General features: G+C 40.0%; 12 protein-coding genes. 3 read left to right on the top strand and 9 right to left on the bottom strand.

Annotated elements, in window-relative coordinates; translation table 11 throughout:
- From D0T08_RS26790 to D0T08_RS26750, 9 genes are all read right to left on the bottom strand, one after another.
- Positions 1-7,788: PA14 domain-containing protein (locus tag D0T08_RS26790; protein ID WP_147322853.1), on the bottom strand; the 7,788-nt coding region annotated here is incomplete at its 3' end.
- A 297-nt stretch (positions 7,789-8,085) separates the two neighbouring features.
- On the bottom strand, positions 8,086-9,204 hold the full coding sequence (porQ, locus tag D0T08_RS26785) for a type IX secretion system protein PorQ (RefSeq protein WP_158561358.1): 1,119 nt from the start codon (positions 9,202-9,204) through the stop codon (positions 8,086-8,088).
- A complete protein-coding gene (locus tag D0T08_RS26780) occupies positions 9,107-9,832 on the bottom strand; it encodes a hypothetical protein (RefSeq protein ID WP_116985834.1) in 726 nt (241 codons plus the stop codon). The genes porQ and D0T08_RS26780 overlap by 98 nt, the downstream gene beginning before the upstream one ends.
- Positions 9,829-10,572, bottom strand: coding sequence for an LVIVD repeat-containing protein (locus D0T08_RS26775; protein WP_116985833.1), 744 nt, complete (start codon positions 10,570-10,572; stop codon positions 9,829-9,831). The genes D0T08_RS26780 and D0T08_RS26775 overlap by 4 nt, the downstream gene beginning before the upstream one ends.
- Positions 10,573-10,585: 13 nt before the next feature.
- Positions 10,586-11,104: a hypothetical protein gene (locus D0T08_RS26770; RefSeq protein WP_116985832.1), complete on the bottom strand. Its 519-nt coding sequence runs from the start codon at positions 11,102-11,104 to the stop codon at positions 10,586-10,588.
- A gap of 63 nt (positions 11,105-11,167) precedes the next feature.
- Positions 11,168-12,700: a bifunctional UDP-sugar hydrolase/5'-nucleotidase gene (locus tag D0T08_RS26765; RefSeq protein ID WP_116985831.1), complete on the bottom strand. Its 1,533-nt coding sequence runs from the start codon at positions 12,698-12,700 to the stop codon at positions 11,168-11,170.
- A gap of 110 nt (positions 12,701-12,810) precedes the next feature.
- Positions 12,811-14,145 carry an AarF/ABC1/UbiB kinase family protein gene (locus D0T08_RS26760; RefSeq protein WP_116985830.1) on the bottom strand — a complete coding sequence of 445 codons (1,335 nt, stop codon included), beginning with the start codon at positions 14,143-14,145 and terminating at the stop codon, positions 12,811-12,813.
- A gap of 129 nt (positions 14,146-14,274) precedes the next feature.
- On the bottom strand, positions 14,275-14,919 hold the full coding sequence (locus D0T08_RS26755; protein WP_116985837.1) for a TetR family transcriptional regulator C-terminal domain-containing protein: 645 nt from the start codon (positions 14,917-14,919) through the stop codon (positions 14,275-14,277).
- A gap of 25 nt (positions 14,920-14,944) precedes the next feature.
- A complete protein-coding gene (locus D0T08_RS26750; RefSeq protein WP_116985829.1) occupies positions 14,945-15,907 on the bottom strand; it encodes an oxygenase MpaB family protein in 963 nt (320 codons plus the stop codon).
- Between the two features lie 231 nt (positions 15,908-16,138).
- On the opposite strand from D0T08_RS26750, the gene D0T08_RS26745 reads away from it, so the two are divergent.
- The 3 genes from D0T08_RS26745 to D0T08_RS26735 all read left to right on the top strand — a co-directional run bounded on the left by D0T08_RS26745 (position 16,139) and on the right by D0T08_RS26735 (position 19,313).
- The gene (locus tag D0T08_RS26745; RefSeq protein WP_116985828.1) at positions 16,139-16,441 is read left to right on the top strand and encodes a hypothetical protein; all 303 of its coding nucleotides are present in this window, start codon (positions 16,139-16,141) and stop codon (positions 16,439-16,441) included.
- Between the two features lie 251 nt (positions 16,442-16,692).
- Positions 16,693-17,517 carry a hypothetical protein gene (locus tag D0T08_RS26740; protein ID WP_147322851.1) on the top strand — a complete coding sequence of 275 codons (825 nt, stop codon included), beginning with the start codon at positions 16,693-16,695 and terminating at the stop codon, positions 17,515-17,517.
- Between the two features lie 146 nt (positions 17,518-17,663).
- Complete coding sequence (locus D0T08_RS26735) at positions 17,664-19,313, top strand: CTP synthase (protein ID WP_116985826.1); 1,650 nt, start codon at positions 17,664-17,666, stop codon at positions 19,311-19,313.
- Positions 19,314-19,391: the final 78 nt, after the last annotated feature.

Raw genomic sequence — 19,391 nt, 5'->3', positions numbered from 1 at the left:
TGCTGTACATCCTTTGGCATCAGTAACTGTGACTGTGTAAGTACCCGCTGTTAAGTTACTCGCTGTCGCACCTGTGCCGCCACTTGGTGACCATTGATAAGTGTAAGGAGAGGTTCCACCAACCGGTGTTACTGTTGCACTGCCATTATTGCCTCCATTGCAGCTTACATCGACTTTGGTGATGCTTGTTGTTAGGACAGGAGGCTGATTAATTACTATTGTCGACGTGGATGTACAACCACTTACATTGCTGACAGTAACGGTATATGTACCTGAATGTATTGAATTTACATTGGCAATACTTGGATTCTGGCTAGTAGATGAAAAATTGTTAGGACCTGACCATTGATAACTTGTACCACCGGAAGCTGTAAAACTTAAAGTTTGACCTGAGCACACAGGGCTATTAGAGCCAATAGTAATTTCAGGTATAGCATTAATTGTAACTGATGTTGTTGCCGTTGCAGAACAACCATTTGCATTGGTTACTGTTACTGTGTATGTTCCGGAATTAGCAGGGGTTGCAACATTGGTAATAGTTGGATTCTGGGTACCAGATGAAAATCCATTAGGGCCTGCCCATTGATAACTTATGCCGCCAGAGCCTGTCAGGTTTAAGGTTTTACCAGAACATATCGGACTATTTGAGTTTGCTGTTGGGGAAGGCAATGTATTCACATTAACTGTTACCTGAGTAGTAGCCGAACATACTTTTGAACCACCTACAATCCACTCGGCAAAGTTAAGTGTAGTTTCTCCACTAGCCGTATTGGCTCCTGCCAAGAAAACATACCTTATTTCATCCCCTATTACATTTGGGGCAGGAGTAGCACTAATTACTCCATTACCTGTACCAGTAACCACGCTACTCTGATAAACCATTGAGCCATTTTTCCAGATTTGCATCACTCCGCCTTTAGCACGTTCAGTACAACAATCATTTCTTCCGTCAAGGCTTAGTGAGGTAATCAGATAGTCACCGCCTAAAGCATAACCAATCCCCCATGTCTGTCCATTAGTTATTCTGGTTGCATGGTAGGTATCAACACCTGTATTATCTATTCCATCGAATAAATTCTGTGGGCCGGCATAAGAAGCAGAGGAGTTGATATAACTGAAATTAGCAGCATTGAAAATAGACAGGTTTTTAACCAGATTAGTATAACTGCTATTAGTTGCATAAGCTGTAACAGTATAAGTAGTGGTAGTAGCTGGGTTAACGTTAATGCTTGCTGTGGTTTGTCCCGTACTCCAAAGATAGCTATCTCCGCCGCTCACCGTTAACGTAGTCGACTGTCCGATACAAATCGATGTATTTCCTGAAATAGCTGGTGTAGGAGCCGGATTAACCGTTACACTTGCCGTGGCTGTAGCACTACAACCTTGAGTCGTAGAAATGGAAACTGTATAAATTCCACTCATTCCGATAGCTGCATTAGCTATGGTTGGGTTTTGTGAATTCGAACTAAACCCGCCTGGTCCCACCCAATTATAGGTACTTCCACCATTGGCTGATAAATTGATAATGCTACCCTCGCATATTACATCTCCGGTTGCGCTTGCAGTAGGTACTGGGTTTATCGTAGCTGTCACTGTTGTCCGGGAGGCACTCACGCAACCATTTACTGTACAGGTTACATAATATGAAGTAGTTGTGCTAATGCTTGGCGTTGTATAGTTACTTCCGGTTGCAAGGCTTGACGTTGCTGTTAAAGACGCATACCAGGTTACTGTACCGCTACAACCTGTGGTACCCAGAGTTACTGTTCCAGCACCACATTTACTTGCGTTCACCGCGGTAGGTGCCGGGGGTAAACTATTCACAGTTACTTGGGTAGTTGCAGTAGCTGTACATCCATTGACATCAGTAACTGTTACTGTATAAACAGTTGTAGTAGTAGGGCTTACAGTTTTAGAGGCACCTGTACCTAAACTATTACTCCAAGAATAAGTATAAGGGCTGCTTCCGCCTGATGCGCTGGCCGTAATTGTTGCACTACTTCCATTACAGATATTCTGGTTAGCTGAAGGAGTAACAGTGATTGTCGGAACCGTCAATGTTGTTTCGTTACCATCAAAAGAGCAATCAGAATTAGCTAAATTAGCCAAAGAAGTACCTACCACAATTTTATACTTTCTTCCGTTCATTGCCGCTGTGATTGTTGGCAATGCGTAAGAAACAGTATATGAACCCGATGAGAAGGTAGCCGCTGCTCCACTTGTCAAGTCAGACCAAGTAGTGCCGCCATCAGTACTTTGTTGCCACTTGTAGTAGGTATATTGAGTATTACCATCGGTTACTGTGGCAGATACGGTTTGTCCGGTAGTACCAATACATTTGGTCATATTCGCACTTTGCGTAATGCTTGGCAAACACTGAGTAATAGCGATATCGTCAATCACCCAGTCATTTCCCATCCCACCCGTCGCATTATTTCTGACACTGAATATTGATGTAGTTGCATTGCCGGTAGTAAACGTAAAGCCCACCTTCTGCCAGCCGGTTCCTGTTATATCACCAGTGGAATACTTACCAACCCCATCAACCAGGAAAGTTAAATTAGGCTTAATGGTACAGCCGGAGGTATTAGCTGCCGGGCAAATATTATAGATCCATAAACTATATTCATATCTTGTATTCGGGCACAGGTTGGTTACAGTTCTTTCAATAACAATATCAGGGTTAAAAGATGCATTGACAATCATCATATACCCGTTTACATCGCCTGTAGTATGGTCTTGCGTTAAAATATCCCAGGTTGTAAAGATATTTCCCCCTGTTGTTGCGCCATTATAATCTGTTGAATTTGCAATTGCATAATTACCATCATTTGGTGAGTCACTAGCAATAGGTGCATAGCTATATTGTGTCTCTCCCGGCGCTAAAGAAGGACCGTTCTGAGAGCTACCTGAACCAAAATCGCCACCCGGAAAGAGGTTTGAGCTTTTTGTAGTAGTACACAGACCAGGCGGGCAAGCAGCTCCACTATTACCCACAGTTACTTTTCTTTCGCTATAACAAAGTGGATTACCCCCTCTGGAAACTACTACATAATAAGTACCTTGTGATAAGTTTGATATAGTATTAGCAGGAGAAAGAGAAGAAACTTTTACATAATTACGGCTCGTTGAAGAAATCCAGGAAACATCATCTGTTCCTAAAACATTTTGCAAAACGATTTTTCCATCAGTAGCCGAACAAGAGGTTGCAGAGGTAGTAGTAGCACCAGTAAAATAAGAACTGGTTGATGAAATTAGAACCGCCGAAATTGTTCTACAAACAATTTTTGAGGTTTTGTCTCTGATAAATATGGTATAATAACCAACACCCAGACCCGAATAAGTCTTTTCTGAATTATACCAGGTAATTCCATCCATACTGCTTTCATAGTAAGGCCCTGCGCCATACTCTGTTACAAAAATATATCCGTCAGTTCCGGAGCATGAGGTTGGATTGGTAGGCGTTACGGCCACAGGCGTAGTACATATAGAGGCACAGCTACTGTTAATCACCATGTTTGTGGTAGCTGTAGCTGTACAACCATTGCTACCAGTTACAGTTAATGTATAAACACCAGACATCGCACTGGTAGCACTAGTGACCAAAGGTGATTGTTCACTGCTGCTAAAACCATTAGGACCACTCCATGAGAAGCTTTCCCCGTTTCCTCCACCTATCAGTTTAAAAGTTGTTCCCATACAGTGAGTACCAGTACTGGATGCACTTGCTGTTGGAGGTATCAGAACTGTTACGGTTAAAGAGGCTCTATTTGTACTTACGCAACTGTTTACTGTACAGGTGGCATAATAAGTAGTTGTTGAGCCAGAGGCAAGGCTCGGTGTTGTGTAATTTCCAGTTCCTAAAACTGTTGAAGTGGTCGAATTGGCATACCAGGTTACTGTTCCAGCACAATTATCTGCAGAAAGTGTAACTGATCCTGTTCCGCAACGACTAACCGGACTCGTTGTTGGTGCTGCAGGTACAGGTTTAATAATCGCATCAGCCGATCCTCTGGTTAAACTGGTACAACCATTCACAGTACAACTTACATAATAAGTAGTAGTAGTTGAAAGGCTTGGCGTTGTGAAGCTTGATCCGGCTCCTGAAACTGTCGAAGTAGTCGCGTTTGCATACCAGGTATAAGTACCGCCCGTACAGCCCGAAGCTGATAATGTTACGGTACCAGAGCCGCAACGACTGTTATCATTGCCAGTTGGTGCAGCAGGAATAGGTTTCACCAATAAACTTGCTGTAGCAGTAGCAGTACAACCTGATGCATTGGTTACTGTAACTGTATATACTCCCGACATCGCTGTTGTTCCGTTGGCAATTGTCGGGTTTTGCAGATTAGAAGTAAATCCGTTCGGACCAGTCCAGCTATAAGAGGTACCACCTGTAGCACCTAACACTATAGTAGAGCCCTGGCATTCATTATCACCGGTTGTAGTTATTGCTGGCAAAGCGTTGATAGTAGCAACTGCTGTTGCTCTTGTGCTCACACAACCGTAGTTACATTCAACATAATAAGTAGTAGTACTTGAAATGCTTGGGGTAGTAAATGTAGTACCAGAACCTAGTGAGCTACCACCTGTGGCTGCTGCATACCATGCATAAGTGCCTGCACAGCCACTCGCAGAAAGCGTTACTGTACCTGTACCACATCTACTACCACCTATTGTACCTGGTGCGGCAGGTGGAGTAGTCACAATGGCATCCATCGAACCTCTTGTATCACTCACACAGCCATTCAAGGTACAACTTACGTAATAGGTCGTTGTTGAAGAAATACTCGGTGTAGTATAAGTTGCTCCAGTTGCTAAACTGGTTGAAGAAGTAGCATTGGCGTACCAGGTATAAGTACCGCTACATCCAGTAGCTGTCAGGGTAACCGTCCCTGTGCCGCAGCGAGCTATATCAGTACCGCTTGGTGCACCGGGGATAGGCTTTACTAATACACTTGCTGTAGCCGTAGCTGTACAACCTGCTGCATTCGTTACTGTTACTGTATATACCCCCGACATTCCAAGGGTTCCATTCGAAATAGTTGGGTTTTGTATAGTAGAGGCAAAACTATTCGGGCCTGTCCAGTTATAAGAGGTACCACCTGATGAAGCTAATACGACAGTAGACCCCTCACATTCAGTATCCCCGGTAGCAATGGCTGTTGGATTCGCATTCACTGTTGCAATGGCCGCTGCTCTGCTACTTAAACAACCAAAATTACATTCAACATAATAACTAGTTGTTGCCGAAATACCAGGAGTAGTAAAACTACTACCAGAACCGACAGAAGAACCTCCGGTAGCTGCTGTATACCAGGCGTATGTTCCTGAACATCCACTAGCTGAAAGCACCACTGTACCTGTACCACAACGCGAGCCATTAACAACCGTTGGTGCAGATGGTGGCGAAGTAACAACGGCATCTATTGAGCCTCTTGTATCACTTACACAATTATTCAATGTGCAGCTTACATAATAGGTTGTTGTTGAAGAGATACTTGGGGTGGTGTAACTTGCTCCAGTTCCCAAATTGGTTGAAGTAGTAGCATTAGCATACCATGTATATGTACCACTACAACCAGTGGCTGTTAATGTAACAGTTCCGGTACCACAACGAACTACGTCAGAACCTGTAGGAGCAGCCGGAATTGCTGTTACCAAAACATTGGCTGTAGCAGTAGCTGTACAACCTGAGGAATTAGCAACGGTTACAGTATATATTCCCGACATATTGGTTGTACCATTTGGAATACTCGGGTTTTGTAAGTTAGAAGTAAAACTATTAGGGCCTGTCCATGAATAGGATGTGCCACCTGTTGAACCTAAAATAATAGTCGAACCCTCACATTCAGTGTCTCCTGTAGCAGTTGGACTTGGACTAGCATTTACAGTAGCTATAGCCGATGCCCGACCACTTGTACATGAGCCAATGTTGCATTCAACATAATAAGTAGTTGTATTAGAAATGCTTGGTGTAGTGAAACTACTACCAGTACCTAAAGAAGACCCTCCTGAAGATACATTATACCATCTATAGGTACCTGAACAGCCACTTGCCGAAAGCGTAACTGTACCTGTGCCGCAACGGGTGGCACCTGTTGCACTGGGTGTTGATGGAACAGTAGAAACAGTTACTGAAGTGGTTGCTGTAACTGTTGCCGTACAACCTGAAAATGTAACGGCTAAAGTATAAATGCCACTCATAGCAGTGGTAGCACTCGTTCTGCTTGGATTCTGCGAGGTTGAAGTAAAGCTCCCCGGACCAGTCCATTTATAGGTACTTGGTGTTGGGCTTGCTGAACCTGTCAGGTTAAGCGTTTGCCCAGCACAAATAGGTTCATTGCTATCTGCTGTTACACTTGGCGTAGATGAGTTTAAAGTGATTGTAGTTGAAGTCGAACAACCGGCTATATCCTTAATAGTTACCGTATGAGTTCCTGCAGCTAATCCTGTAAAAACATTACTTGTTACCCATGTACCGCTATTATTAAGCATGTACTGATAAGTAGCCGTAGTGACAGATGAGGTAGCGTAGGGTCTGATTGCGTCTATCGGTATAACTTCAGAAGGGGAAGTTGTCGACTCCCCCGGTTTTGCCCATCCTACAGCCAGATTATCGCCTCCCCCACCTTCTTTGTGAATGGCCTCTATATAATATATTTCTCCGGCAACTAAATTTATTCCTACTGATTTCTGCGTAGAGAACTTATTCCATTCACGTTCGCCGGTATAACTGGTATGATAAGCAATTCTGGTTTTATTGGAAGCACTTTCAGTAGTGCTTAACCATAATTCACTACCGTCGTCTGAAGCAATCCAGAAATAATAAGTTCCGGTAATAGTGGGTGTTAAGTATCCTATCATACGACTACCGAAATTATCCGCAATGTCAGTTGGAGCTTCCATCGAAGTCAGAGCAGTAGTATAGGTAGGATTATTCGGGTAATTTGCATTACTTGTCAGGTTTGCTACAGTTGAGCCGCTGATGCCGGTCCAGTACTGGTAGGTTATTGAACCTAAACCTAATATCCCACCACTTCCTGTTGCAGTTATAGTTCCATTACTGCCACCACAAGTAGGGTCAGTTTTGGATAGGGTCACAGTTGGCAGCATATTTACTGCAATAAAAATCACATTTGATGAAACCCAGGTTGTACACTCATTTCTTCTGGCTAAGCGACGATAGTACGTGAGTGTGGTAATTGACCCGGGATTATAGGTGCTTGAAGTAGCACCCGAAATGTCTGTCCAGGTATAATTATCTATACTGCGCTGCCATTGGTAAATGATATAGTTAGTATTCCCCCCTGAAGGTGTAGCAGAATTAAGAAAAGTGCTCGGATCGGCTGAGGTAGTACAATATATCTGAAAAGTCTGGCCGCTGCTGGTGTTTATAGTTCCACCATTAGTGACGTTACTACAGGCAAATGCTTTTTCGGCTGCATAGCCTTTAGGTGTTTCTGATTCTAAAGCCGGAATAGTATTCTTGAGAAAGAATTTTTCACCTTCTGTATAAATTCTGCCTTCAGTGCCGGATGTATTTGCTAACGCAGTTATTTCAACCGTATGATCTGAAAGGCCTGTATTGGCAATTAAACTTGTAGCAAGGAGATGTTCGCTTTTAACAGAGACCGATACACTTTGAGCGAAAGAAGAAATACTTAGCAGAGCACATAGACAGAAGCCTACGACACACTTATAAACAACATAAGTCTGCCAAAAGAGGCTTCTCTTTAAATTAATAAATTTAGGAGAGCAATAGGTATTTTCTATTACAATGGACACCTAATTTTTAAATCTGCTTTTTTTGAGTTGGGTATATTGAGAGGCTAGTCAAAAAATGTTTAGGTTCGCCTCTAATATCCTTATAAAGCAAATGCCATGCCATCGACAAAAAATCTTATCAAGCGGATACACAAAAAACCATAAACCCCTGATAATCAGTGATATAAAAATTAAATATTGAACAAAAAAAGAATTAAAATGAAGAGCCTGAAATTGAAAGAAAAAGCCGCAGAAAGTTAGTAAGGGCTTAACAAAAAACTTACCAGTTTTCGATTGCACCTATACTAAAAGTTTTTTTTATCGTTTGAGCAAATCCCAGAGTACACTAAACGTGAAATAACCTTTACCTGTAGTAAGCGAAGAGCGGGAAAATGAAAAACCGAATTGCTTGATACGAAGATTAGCCCCGAACGAAAAACCGCCTGCCCCTCCTAGAGAATTAACCGTGAGTTCCTGATGACGAAGATGGTTATATCCGGCCAGAAGATGGAAATTTTTATGAATCAGAATTTCGGTACCAACTACAAAATGCCGTAGTACTTTATCGGCTGTAGAGACTTTCTTTGGCACTTTATTTCCCTGATTATCAAAGGTATAGTTGAAAAATGGGTCATTATAAGCTATATCAAAAACGTATAAATGATGGGCTGTAATCGAAAATCTTACAGGCATATGTGCAGGTTTGAATGAGGCTCCAATCTGTAAATCAAAGGGTATATCAGGCTTAATATTTCCGTAGCTTTTTACTACAAACCCAATATTTTTAGCCACAATACCCAAGTTTAAATCATACTTCGGATGCTTAAAAGTGCCTCCCCAATCGGTGAGTATAGCCATTGAATTGTACGATTCTAAGATAGACCCTACCAGCTTTGCAGTAATACCAAAAGAGATATTATTGAGTCTTCGGGCATGGGTAACTCCTAATGAAAAATCATTAGCCGAAAATTCGCCAGTTGGGTTGCCAACAGCATCGGTTCCCTGAAAAGTACCATAGTTCAGGTTCTGCAAACTAATGCCCCATTGACTTTGTTCGGCAGTATTTTTAAACTTTGGTGCATAATTTAGTGTAAAAAAATTGCTTTGTGCGAGATAAGGTGAATAGTTTATTCCCAATTGTCCTCGTTGAGAAGAGTCTAACAAGGCAGGATTAGCCGTATGTAAATTAATGTCTTTACCGAACAATGAAGCATTTACTCCACCCAAGGCATTAAGTCGTGCATTATTTGGTGTTGTAAGAAACGAAAAGCTGTTCTGCCCTATGGTTTCAATGCCACAAAAACAAAGTACAAAAATAAAAAAACCTGATATGAATGGTTTAGAAAATGAGATAGCCCAATTTGAGACCCAAGGATAAATGGGGAATGTTATAGTTTCTGTCTCTGTACCCAAGCCCTGAGTTGCTGAATAAGCCATCGCCATAATAATGATCAGTATACATATTTATGCTGCCTTGCAGGTTTTCATTCGGATCATGATGATTAATCATAATCCGCCTTAATCCTGCGCCCACATAAAAGTCAAATACAAAGTTCGTACTTTTTTTCAATTCATTACGTATTCTTATCTGATATCCGATTTTTGCACTAATACCCACCACATACTTATTAATAGGATAATTGACTATTTCATAATAATTACACATGCCACTCTCACACTCCCGGCCTATACTTCTTTGTGCCTTATCGTTGATTTGTTTAAATAGTAGCTCATAGGCTACATATCTCCCATTAAAAGCACTTCCATTTCTATACTTTCGTGCTTCTAATTTTGCCCGGATATTTTCTCTGAATCTACTTTCAGTACTCCCATCAAGGGCCGTCCAGAAATTCCCGGCCGATGTACCATAGCCTAGTTCTTCCGACAAAGTCCATCTATTACCTTTCAGGCGATGCTCTATAGCAAACTGAAAGGTATTATCAATATCTAATATAGCCAGAGGGGCTATTTTAAAGGCCAGATGTTTCTTTTGAAGCGAATCCTGTGCGAATAATTGATTAGATAAGACTATAACGAAAAGCAAACTCAGTGTGGTATATCTCATGATTCAATCGGGATTTTGCTCAGCAGTTTTAGTTCTTGTTGTGCATTGTAGCTATATTGATAAATACCCTGTTTGCCTGTTATAATCAATACATTGGCATCAGGGATGACATCAAAAGCTGTAAAATCATTAAAAGATTTAATAAGCTTAATATCATTCGGATTGGTTTTGTCGAATACTTTAAGCCCATGGTCTCCCTCGGTCACAAATAAGAGATTACCATCTACGCCCAAACCATGGGGACTTTGCATTGGGTAGCTCTTCAGCAATTGCGGTTTGCTCATGTCTCTGATATCAACTACATCTAATGAATTCAACCCTCGGTTGCAGTTTGTGCCACTACGAAGGGTAACATAGGCATAATTCCCCTCAGCTACCACAGGGTCGCAGGACACTACGTGTGAATACACCGCCACTCTTGATGGGTTTTCGGGATTGCTTATACTAAATATAAACATACCGGTTTGTGTACCTACCAGCAAGTGCCCCTCAAAAGGAAAAATGGTTTCTACTACCGTGTTAAGTGCCACTCTTTTTACGAAAACAGGATTTTGCGGCTCTGTAATTCTGAAAACCTTTAATGACAGGTTATCGACAATATATAAATAGTTGCCGGCTATGGTAAAGCGCGCTGTAGAGCCTCCCCTACCAACACTTGAACCATTATCCATAGAAACGCTATCTCCTTTACAAGCGTAGATGAATGCCATCAAAACCAGACTATAGATGATTTTTTTCATAGCGTATAATGGATTAGCGGAAACATTTAGGATTGATTAACTCGACATACTCCCAGGCCTTTACATACCCTTTACTTGGGTCAACGCATTCAAATTTGCCTCTTTCATTCGGATAACTCGGGTACGGGAAAGCTTTCTCGACCCGCTTCAAAACTTTTATGTTGTTCGGATTTGAAATATCAATACTTACCAGATCATCTCCATTATCGGCATAGAGAATATCATTTTTGATAGAAATATCTTTGTTGACAGGAATGGCAAGAAAGGCTACAGGCTTAGGATTAGTTTTATCTGAATTATCAAAAATATGGATGCCTTCCCCCGATTCGTTGATATAAAGGTATTTGCCTTTTGTGTAGATTTTACCAGGGTGCGTGAGTCCTCTGGCTTTTTGCAGTTCTATTTTCCTGATGCTGGCATAATCGGTGTAGATGGGCCGGTAACCCATTACTTTTTCGTTCGCCACTTTTTCATCTTCATGCATACAACTATTCAAGAGGGCGAGAATTGCCAGAAAGTATAGTTTTTTCATAGTATTGTGTTTTAACCTATTATATACTATGACAACAATCGCCCTAGAATGGTTGGAAAAAATCTAGTTTTTTTTCAGAAAGCTTATCACTGCTTTTCTTATATCATTTCTTACATCGCCATCAGGGAAAGAATCACTTACAGAGATTATGTCAGGATTAGTTTTAACAAAGAAATCAAGATTGCGTTCTTTACCTGTTAGCAGGAAATCACTCGTTACCACTTTATATTCCTGATTTACATCTAATTGTTTCCCATTGATTTTCCATTCTTTCTTTGCTTCGTCGTACGTAATTTTATCCCATTGCAGGTATCCTCCACTCCCTTTATTTTTTAATCCGGTTTCAAGGATTCTTTCTAATAAGCGTCCTCGCATTTTTATTGCTATTACTTTTCCGCCAAAAGGTAAAATTCTTAGTACATCCAGTTGCGTAATTTTGCCTGATACCACATCATCAATTCTGATAGAACCACCATTGAAAAACGCACAGTCCGTTGCCTCGGGTGTAGCAGTTGTCATAGCTTTGGCAATCATACTTCCCATAGGGCACTGCTGATTTCTTACGGTTGCCTCATGTCCGTCTAAAGGCTCTTTCAGGTCGGCAATTACTTCGTTTTTATCAATGCCAATGGCTTTAAAGCTGGCATCAGCAATATCTTCCCATTTTTTTACTACGATAGCCGCTTCGGGATTGTCAGGGATTGTATTATCTATTTTCCGTAATTCAGATTTTACTTCTGCTTTACGCGTAGCTTTATTGTACACAATTCTATGGATATAGGCTGTCTTGGCATTGGCATCAGCTTTAGCCATAATTACATTGCCTATTTTCTCTTTCATATTCTCGTGGTCGTGCCCACCCATTATTAACGTTGCTTCCGGTAGCATACCTGCCAACGTGATGTCGTCTACTTTGTTGATATGAGTAAGACCTACGACAAAATCGCATTGCGGTTTTAGTTCTGCATAAGCTTTTTTGGCAGCCTCGAAAAAGTCATCATAAAAGACATAATCTTTTGGGTTAGATGGTAATACAACTCCAAACATTCCCATTTTTATATCTTCGCCTTTGGCATTTTTAAAAGTAAAAATCTTCGTTTTCGGGAACGGTATTTTTGTACCATTCACTATTTTTCCGAAAGGTTCCAGTTTACCGTTAATTTTCTCAGAGGCATTGGTATTCAACCAGTTGAACTTCGATTCGTTAATGCGTTCCTGTAAGTCTTTTTCGTCTAAATCAAATTCATGATTCCCAAAGCATACCCAATCTACGCCCGCGGCATTCATCGCATCTACCATTTGCCGGCCTTTTATTCCCTTACCCTCGTAGCGCAGAGTACCTGTTACAGATGGACTCAAAAAATCGCCAGAAAGAACAGTAATTGTATTCGGGTTCTCTTTTAATAGTTCCTGACGTACTGTGGCAACCCTTGCCATCCCTCCTACTTTTCCGTTATCCAGGGGTGAAATTTCGTAGACATCGTTCAGATGCAAAAAAGTGACTGCAACTTCGTCTTGACTGGTTTTGCCCACTTTAGCGGTACGACAAGCACCTAATGCTATGGCTAAGGAAAGAAAAAGGAAAAGTTTTTTCATCGAATCAATAATTATGAATGAGTGGTAATAGGTTATAAACGTATGCAAATGAAAACGCTTATAAAGTTATAAACCTTATAAGCGCCTCAAATGTATAGAAAAACTGGTATTTACACCAATGCTTCTTTCAAATGCTTCGGTGTTACCCAATCAGGCTTGGTAGTACGGATATTGGCCTTTAAATCATTAAGAATGGTGTAGAGCCCGAAATAAGTGCGATTGACATACAAACCATGCTGCGAACCACGAGCCGAATTACCATTCTTCAATTCAGGCATTTTAGAGATATAATCCAGAAACTGATAGATTTCATCGACATAGCCTGCCGTACCGAAATCAAAAGTATGAGAATCAAAAGGGCGACCCAATAAACGAATCATCTGTTTGAATATATCTGTAAAAAAAGCCTGGTCTTTTGGAGAATCTTCTTTTAATAAGAAATCTAAGTCCCAGAAAATTTTCAGGATTTTCGCTTCATTATTCAGTGTATCAGGATTCATCAGCGCAAAATAATTCTGATAATAATCGTCCGGAATTACTTTGATACAACCAAAATCTAATACCCCTAAATTGCCTTCGGGTGTCATCAGGAAATTGCCCGGATGCGGGTCTGCATGAACCTTGCGAAGTGTGTGCATCTGATAATCGTAAAAATCCCAAAGCGACTGCCCTATCTGGTTACGGATTTCCTGCGAGGGGTTAGTGTCAAGAAATTCTTTCAAGTGCATACCCTCTATCCAATCCATTGTCAGTATTCGGTTTGACGAAAATTCGGGATAGTATTTCGGGAAAAATAAATGCGGTATATGCGAACAGGCTTCAGTAATTTCAATGGAACGCTTTAATTCTAAATCATAGTTTGATTCTTCTAATAAGCGTTCTTCTACTTCTTTAAAATATCTGTCGATCTCTGCATCATTCAGGTTTAGCAATTGTACCGCTAAAGGGCGCGCCATTTTTAAATCAGAACTAATGCTCTCAGCTACACCTGGATACTGGATTTTTACTGCCAGTTTCTTCCCATTTTTATATGCCAGATGCACCTGACCAATAGAAGCGGCATTTTCGGCTTTTAAATCAAACTTATCGAACATGTCTGATGGAGATTTTCCAAAATACTGCTTGAAAGTTTTGATAACCAAAGGCGATGACAAAGGCGGAGCCGAATATTGCGACATCGCAAATTTATCGGTATAAGCCCTTGGTAACAGGTTCTTATCCATACTCATCATTTGTGCTACTTTCAAGGCACTACCTTTCAGGTTGCTCAAGGTTTCGTACACATCGGCGGCGTTGTCTTTGTGTAATTCCTCTTTGCTTAATGAGGGGTCTATTATCTTCTTACTATAATGCTTTATATAGTTGCCTCCTACTTTCACTCCGGCTTTCACAAATTGTGTGGCTCTGGCTACTTTGGAGGTAGGTATTTTGTCTTGGGAATTCATAAGTTAATTATTGAGTGATTTAGTGAATGAGTGATTGTGTGATTATAATTACGAATTAGTGAGTTGAGAATTCAAACTAAACTAGGTTAACAAATAAAATAATCACTCAATCACTCATTCACTTAATCACTAAATTCTTCGGTTCTGAAATAAAAATTTACCTAAATCAAATAAGGAATCTAATGGTGAGCGGCCTAATAAATCAAAGGCTGTATTTACTGACTTCTCAATCATGGTATCGGTTTTTTCAAAGGCCTTACTAGTATCATTTACCCAGAAATCTAATATGAATAAAGTCTTAGCCCAGAATAAATCAGGGTAACGTTGAGTGATTTGAGGAAGCGGACGCTGCTCTATTTCTTTGGTTTCGCGGGCTTCTAATACCAGTTCGTTAATATAATCGTAAAAGGCTATTTTAAAATCAGCCAGTTGAGCATTACGCTTGGTATAGATGGGTTTCTGAAAGCCTTCGTACGATTTCAGGATGAAACTTCTGTTTTGTTTTAGCACCTCAATCCAGGTATAAAAAAAGGCTAATACTTTCTCACGAACCGAATAATCGGCGTATACTTCTTCATGCTGGGCAGAAGTAATAGTTTCTAAAAAGAATCCTTTCCATACCTCACTTTCTATTTGCGGGAAAGAAGTATACTCTTCATAAAATGCTGCCTCTTTAATTTTTAGTTTTTTGCAAAAAGCATAGATAGATTCAGGTTGCGTACCTTTCTCCAGAATATGCTCTATATAGGCTTGCTTAATTTTATCTTTAGTCATTGATGTTAGTTGAGAATTATCCATTTCAGAAGAATTTTGATAATACCACAGAAGTAGTGTTATACACTTTCAACAAAGTGTCCGGAATATTTGTTTCTTTTACGCCCAGCATTTCTGCATATTTTTCGCCCAATAAAAACCTTGATTGTGCCTGTAATAAATTGGCTGTCCAATTATTTGGACTAATGCCTCTAACTGCTTGCATCAGAGAATCTGTTAATGCTTGACTTTCAGCCGATTGTCTAAATTGTCGTTCAGAAATTAATCGTTCAATCTTAATAGCTTCTTGCTCATTGGCGGGTAATAGTGCTTTATCTATACCTAATAAAAAGCTAATCACATTCCAGGTATGCAGATAGGCTCTTTCATAAGTGCTATCAACACTATATCCTAACTTTCTCAGACCTCTCAATACCACCAGCGAAAATGCCAGATTCGTCCCCAACATATCTTCCTGATTAATCGGGTGTCCCCATGCCATATCCCATTGCTTGCTATGCAAGGTAAAATATCTGATAGCTGCGTGCATGAGCCTAACTTTTATGCAAATGGCAAATATTTTTTTATTCTCCCAATTGTCATAATTCATGACTGCTTTCAGAAAATTCCCTGTTTCAACCAATCGGTTATAGGTATCTTTTCTGATTCTTTCTGATAGATAGAGTACTCTTGCGCCATCGGCTCCTAAATAGCAATAAGGCAAGGCATAAAGCCCCAAAATCAACCCGATAGTTTGTTGATGTTGCCGATAAAAATCTGTAGCTCGGATCAATTCTTTTTTATTGAAGAAATCAGGAAAAGCAGAATTTTGGGCCAGGAAATCTTGAATTAACTGTGGCTGATTTTGGAAATCCAGTTTTTTAAAATCAGCCAAAAAAGGCATCAAAGCGCGAAGAAGGCCTATACCTTCCTGCGTTACTAATTGCTGAATCAGAATATCTGCTTCTACATCTCCTATCGACCGATAATGTACTAACTGGTTTTTCATGATTGCAACACTTATGTTTAGATAAACGTCTTGTTGAAGAGAATAGTTTATCAGGAATACTATATGACATTCTCACTTGAAAATTATCTCAATAGGCCGCTACTGCATGGGGAGTAGCACAAGAGTATGATTATAGAGAAAATCGCCCTAAACACTTTAAAAAGACAAGTCTAAGTCGGAAATTTAGGGGACGCCTAGTATTGACTTACAATCTATACAACAACTATTCAAATGGACGAAAAGAAGAAAATCAATATAGGTGACAGAAATATTACTCACTATAACAAACAAGCCTTTAACTACCTCTTGTCAGGTGCCACTTATGAGGCTTTCACTCAGTTTTTTGGGCATCTGTCAGAACCAAAAAAGGTTACCGATATGGTGGGAACCTTTTCGAAAGACGACAGCAATGGTTTCCAAACATCAACCACTAAAACGGAATCGAAAAAGGTTACCAATATGGAGGGAACCTTTTTGACAAACGAGAGCTATGTTGCTGGATTATCAGAGTACGACCAGAGAGGTAGTACCTGAGTGTATCAAAGTATCAACTACTGAAATGACATCGGAAAAGGTTACCAATATGGGGGGAACCTTTTTGATGATAATGGACACAGCAATTGAAATTCCCGGTATAGAAGATGTCATTTTATAACATTTAAATAAAAAAGCTAAACAAATTTTTAATTTTACAGCAATAATTGAAAAGCATATAAATTTTATCAGGCACATTTTCTGCATGATATTTGCTTTATCTATTCTTTGATTATTATAACACTTTACGCATGCCCTATTATAAGACGATATATACTTTACTACTCTTTATCGTAATTATTTGTTGTTGTTCTTGCAACGGATTAGATATTTTGGCCAGAACAGGAGAAGTTCCAACCCCAATTGCTGAATTATGCTTATTAAAAAATGCTAATCACGGACACGGAATTGTTTATAATTTTAGCTATGACACCAAAAAATTGCTAACTACGGTTGAGGGATTTTCTGACTTTGATAAGATTACCTACGAAAACAGTTTACCAGTAAAAGCCGAAAACTCTAAAGACAAAAGTTATTATATCACTTTCCAATACGATGCTAAAGGGGGGCTCTCGCAGATTAATTTTTTAGGCAAAGACAGCTCAGGCAAACCTTTTGAATTTAAAAGCAATGCCTATGTAAATACCAAAAAGGAAGTCGAGAAAATCAACTTATCATTACCCATTTTTGATGATATTCTTGAAACTACTATAGCCTATGATAAAGTAGGAAACGTAACAAAAATAAGTGTGATGAAGAATGGCAAGGCAACTACTTTGCTAGAAAACCTGAGTTTCGACGATAAAAATGCGCCTTATCTGGGTGTACCACTCTCTAACGTGATGCTCTATTTTGTGATATTTTCGGCCAGTGTTGGTAATGAAAACACTACTTATTTTGTCAATAAAAACAATGTAACTTCTGCCAAAGTCTATTCAGCCAACGGAGATATTACCTACAGCTATCAATACGAATATAACGAAGAGAAATTTCCGACTAAAACTAATGTTAAACGTAAGTATAGCGGAAAAGAAGAAAGTTATCAGGAGAGTTTTTCTTATAACTGTCCCAAGTAAAAAAGTATCTACAAGTTTTATGCGCTTACCAAGCATCTGATAGTCAGCATTTTAGATCAAAAATTAAAAACTTATCAAATTTTAGCCGAAAGAGTTCGACAAAAAGTCGTACCTTTGTATCCCGTAATCAAAGATATTAAGACACCATGTCAATGAGCGGGCAACCCCGAAATCCGAAGTATATTTTCGTTACGGGCGGCGTAACTTCATCACTTGGAAAAGGCATTATCGCCTCTTCATTAGCCAAACTCCTCCAATCAAGAGGCTTATCCGTAACTATTCAAAAGTTTGATCCCTACATCAATGTAGACCCAGGTACACTGAACCCTTATGAGCATGGCGAATGCTATGTAACAGACGATGGTGCCGAAACCGACCTTGATTTAGGCCACTACGAGCGTTTCTTAAATGTTCCTACTTCTCAAGCCAATAATGTAACTACCGGGCGCATCTATTATAATGTAATTATGAAAGAGCGTAAAGGTAATTATTTAGGCAAAACTGTTCAGGTAATCCCTCATATTACCGATGAAATCAAAAGAAACATTCTTCAATTAGGAGAAACGGGCAATTTTGATATTATCATCACTGAGTTGGGTGGTTGCGTGGGCGACATCGAATCGCTTCCTTATGTAGAAGCGGTACGTCAGTTAAAATGGGATTTAGGCGCAGATAATCTGCTAGTGATTCACCTGACTCTTGTACCTTATCTGCAATCAGCAGGAGAATTAAAAACCAAACCGACTCAACACTCGGTTAAAAGTCTGCAGGAGTCCGGTGTTCAGCCTGATATTATTGTTTGTCGTACTGAGCATCCGCTACCAAATGATATTCGTAGAAAAATAGCCCTTTTCTGTAATGTTGAGCAAAATTCTGTGATTGAGGCCATGGACGCTGAAACGATTTATGATGTGCCTTTGTTGATGCAGAAAGAAAAGCTAGACCAGAGAGTATTATATATGCTCGATATCTACAACGACCAGGATGCCGATATGGATGCATGGAAAGGCTTCTTAGGAAGATTCAAGAATCCGATTGAAGAAGTGCGCATAGGTTTAGTTGGAAAGTATGTTGAGTTGAAAGATGCCTACAAATCAATTGCAGAGTCGTTTATTCATGCCGGAGCAGCTAACGAATGTAAAGTAGTGATTGAGTGGATTCACTCTGAGAGCCTGACACCTGAAAATATTGCAGAGAAATTTGATGGTTTAGACGGTGTATTGGTAGCTCCAGGATTTGGCGAAAGAGGTATTGAAGGTAAAATTGCTGCGGTGCGCTATGTGAGAGAAAACAATATTCCATTCTTTGGAATCTGTTTGGGTATGCAGATGGCATGTATTGAATTTGCCAGAAATGTGATTGGTATGCCTGAAGCGCATTCAACTGAAATGGCACCTGATACGGAATTTCCGGTAATTGCTTTGATGGAAGAACAGAAAAATGTAACTGATAAAGGAGGTACCATGCGTCTGGGTGCTTATGCTTGTAAGGTAAAAGACAAGACATTGGCCAAGAAAATTTATGGTAAAGCTAATATCAGCGAGCGTCATCGTCATCGTTGGGAGTTCAACAATAAGTATCTGAAAAATTATGAGGCGGCAGGTATGGTTATTTCAGGTGTTAATCCGGATACAGGGTTGGTTGAAATAGTAGAATTACCTAGTCACCCCTATTTTATTGGTGTACAATTCCATCCTGAATTAAAAAGTACGGTAATGAACCCTCACCCACTCTTTGTTAATTTCGTGAAAGCTGCCATCGAGTATTCATCAAGCAAGAAACTCGTTTTAAACTAAGTGGAGTAGTCAGTAAATCTTTGAGTAGCAAACTCTTAGAGAAGCCTAATAATTAGGAATTATTATGAATCTTTGCGA

Source organism: Emticicia sp. C21 (assembly GCF_003418935.1).
Taxonomy (GTDB): domain Bacteria; phylum Bacteroidota; class Bacteroidia; order Cytophagales; family Spirosomataceae; genus Emticicia.
Note: the sequence above shows the minus strand (reverse complement) of the source record. Positions and strands in the feature narration are given on the sequence as shown.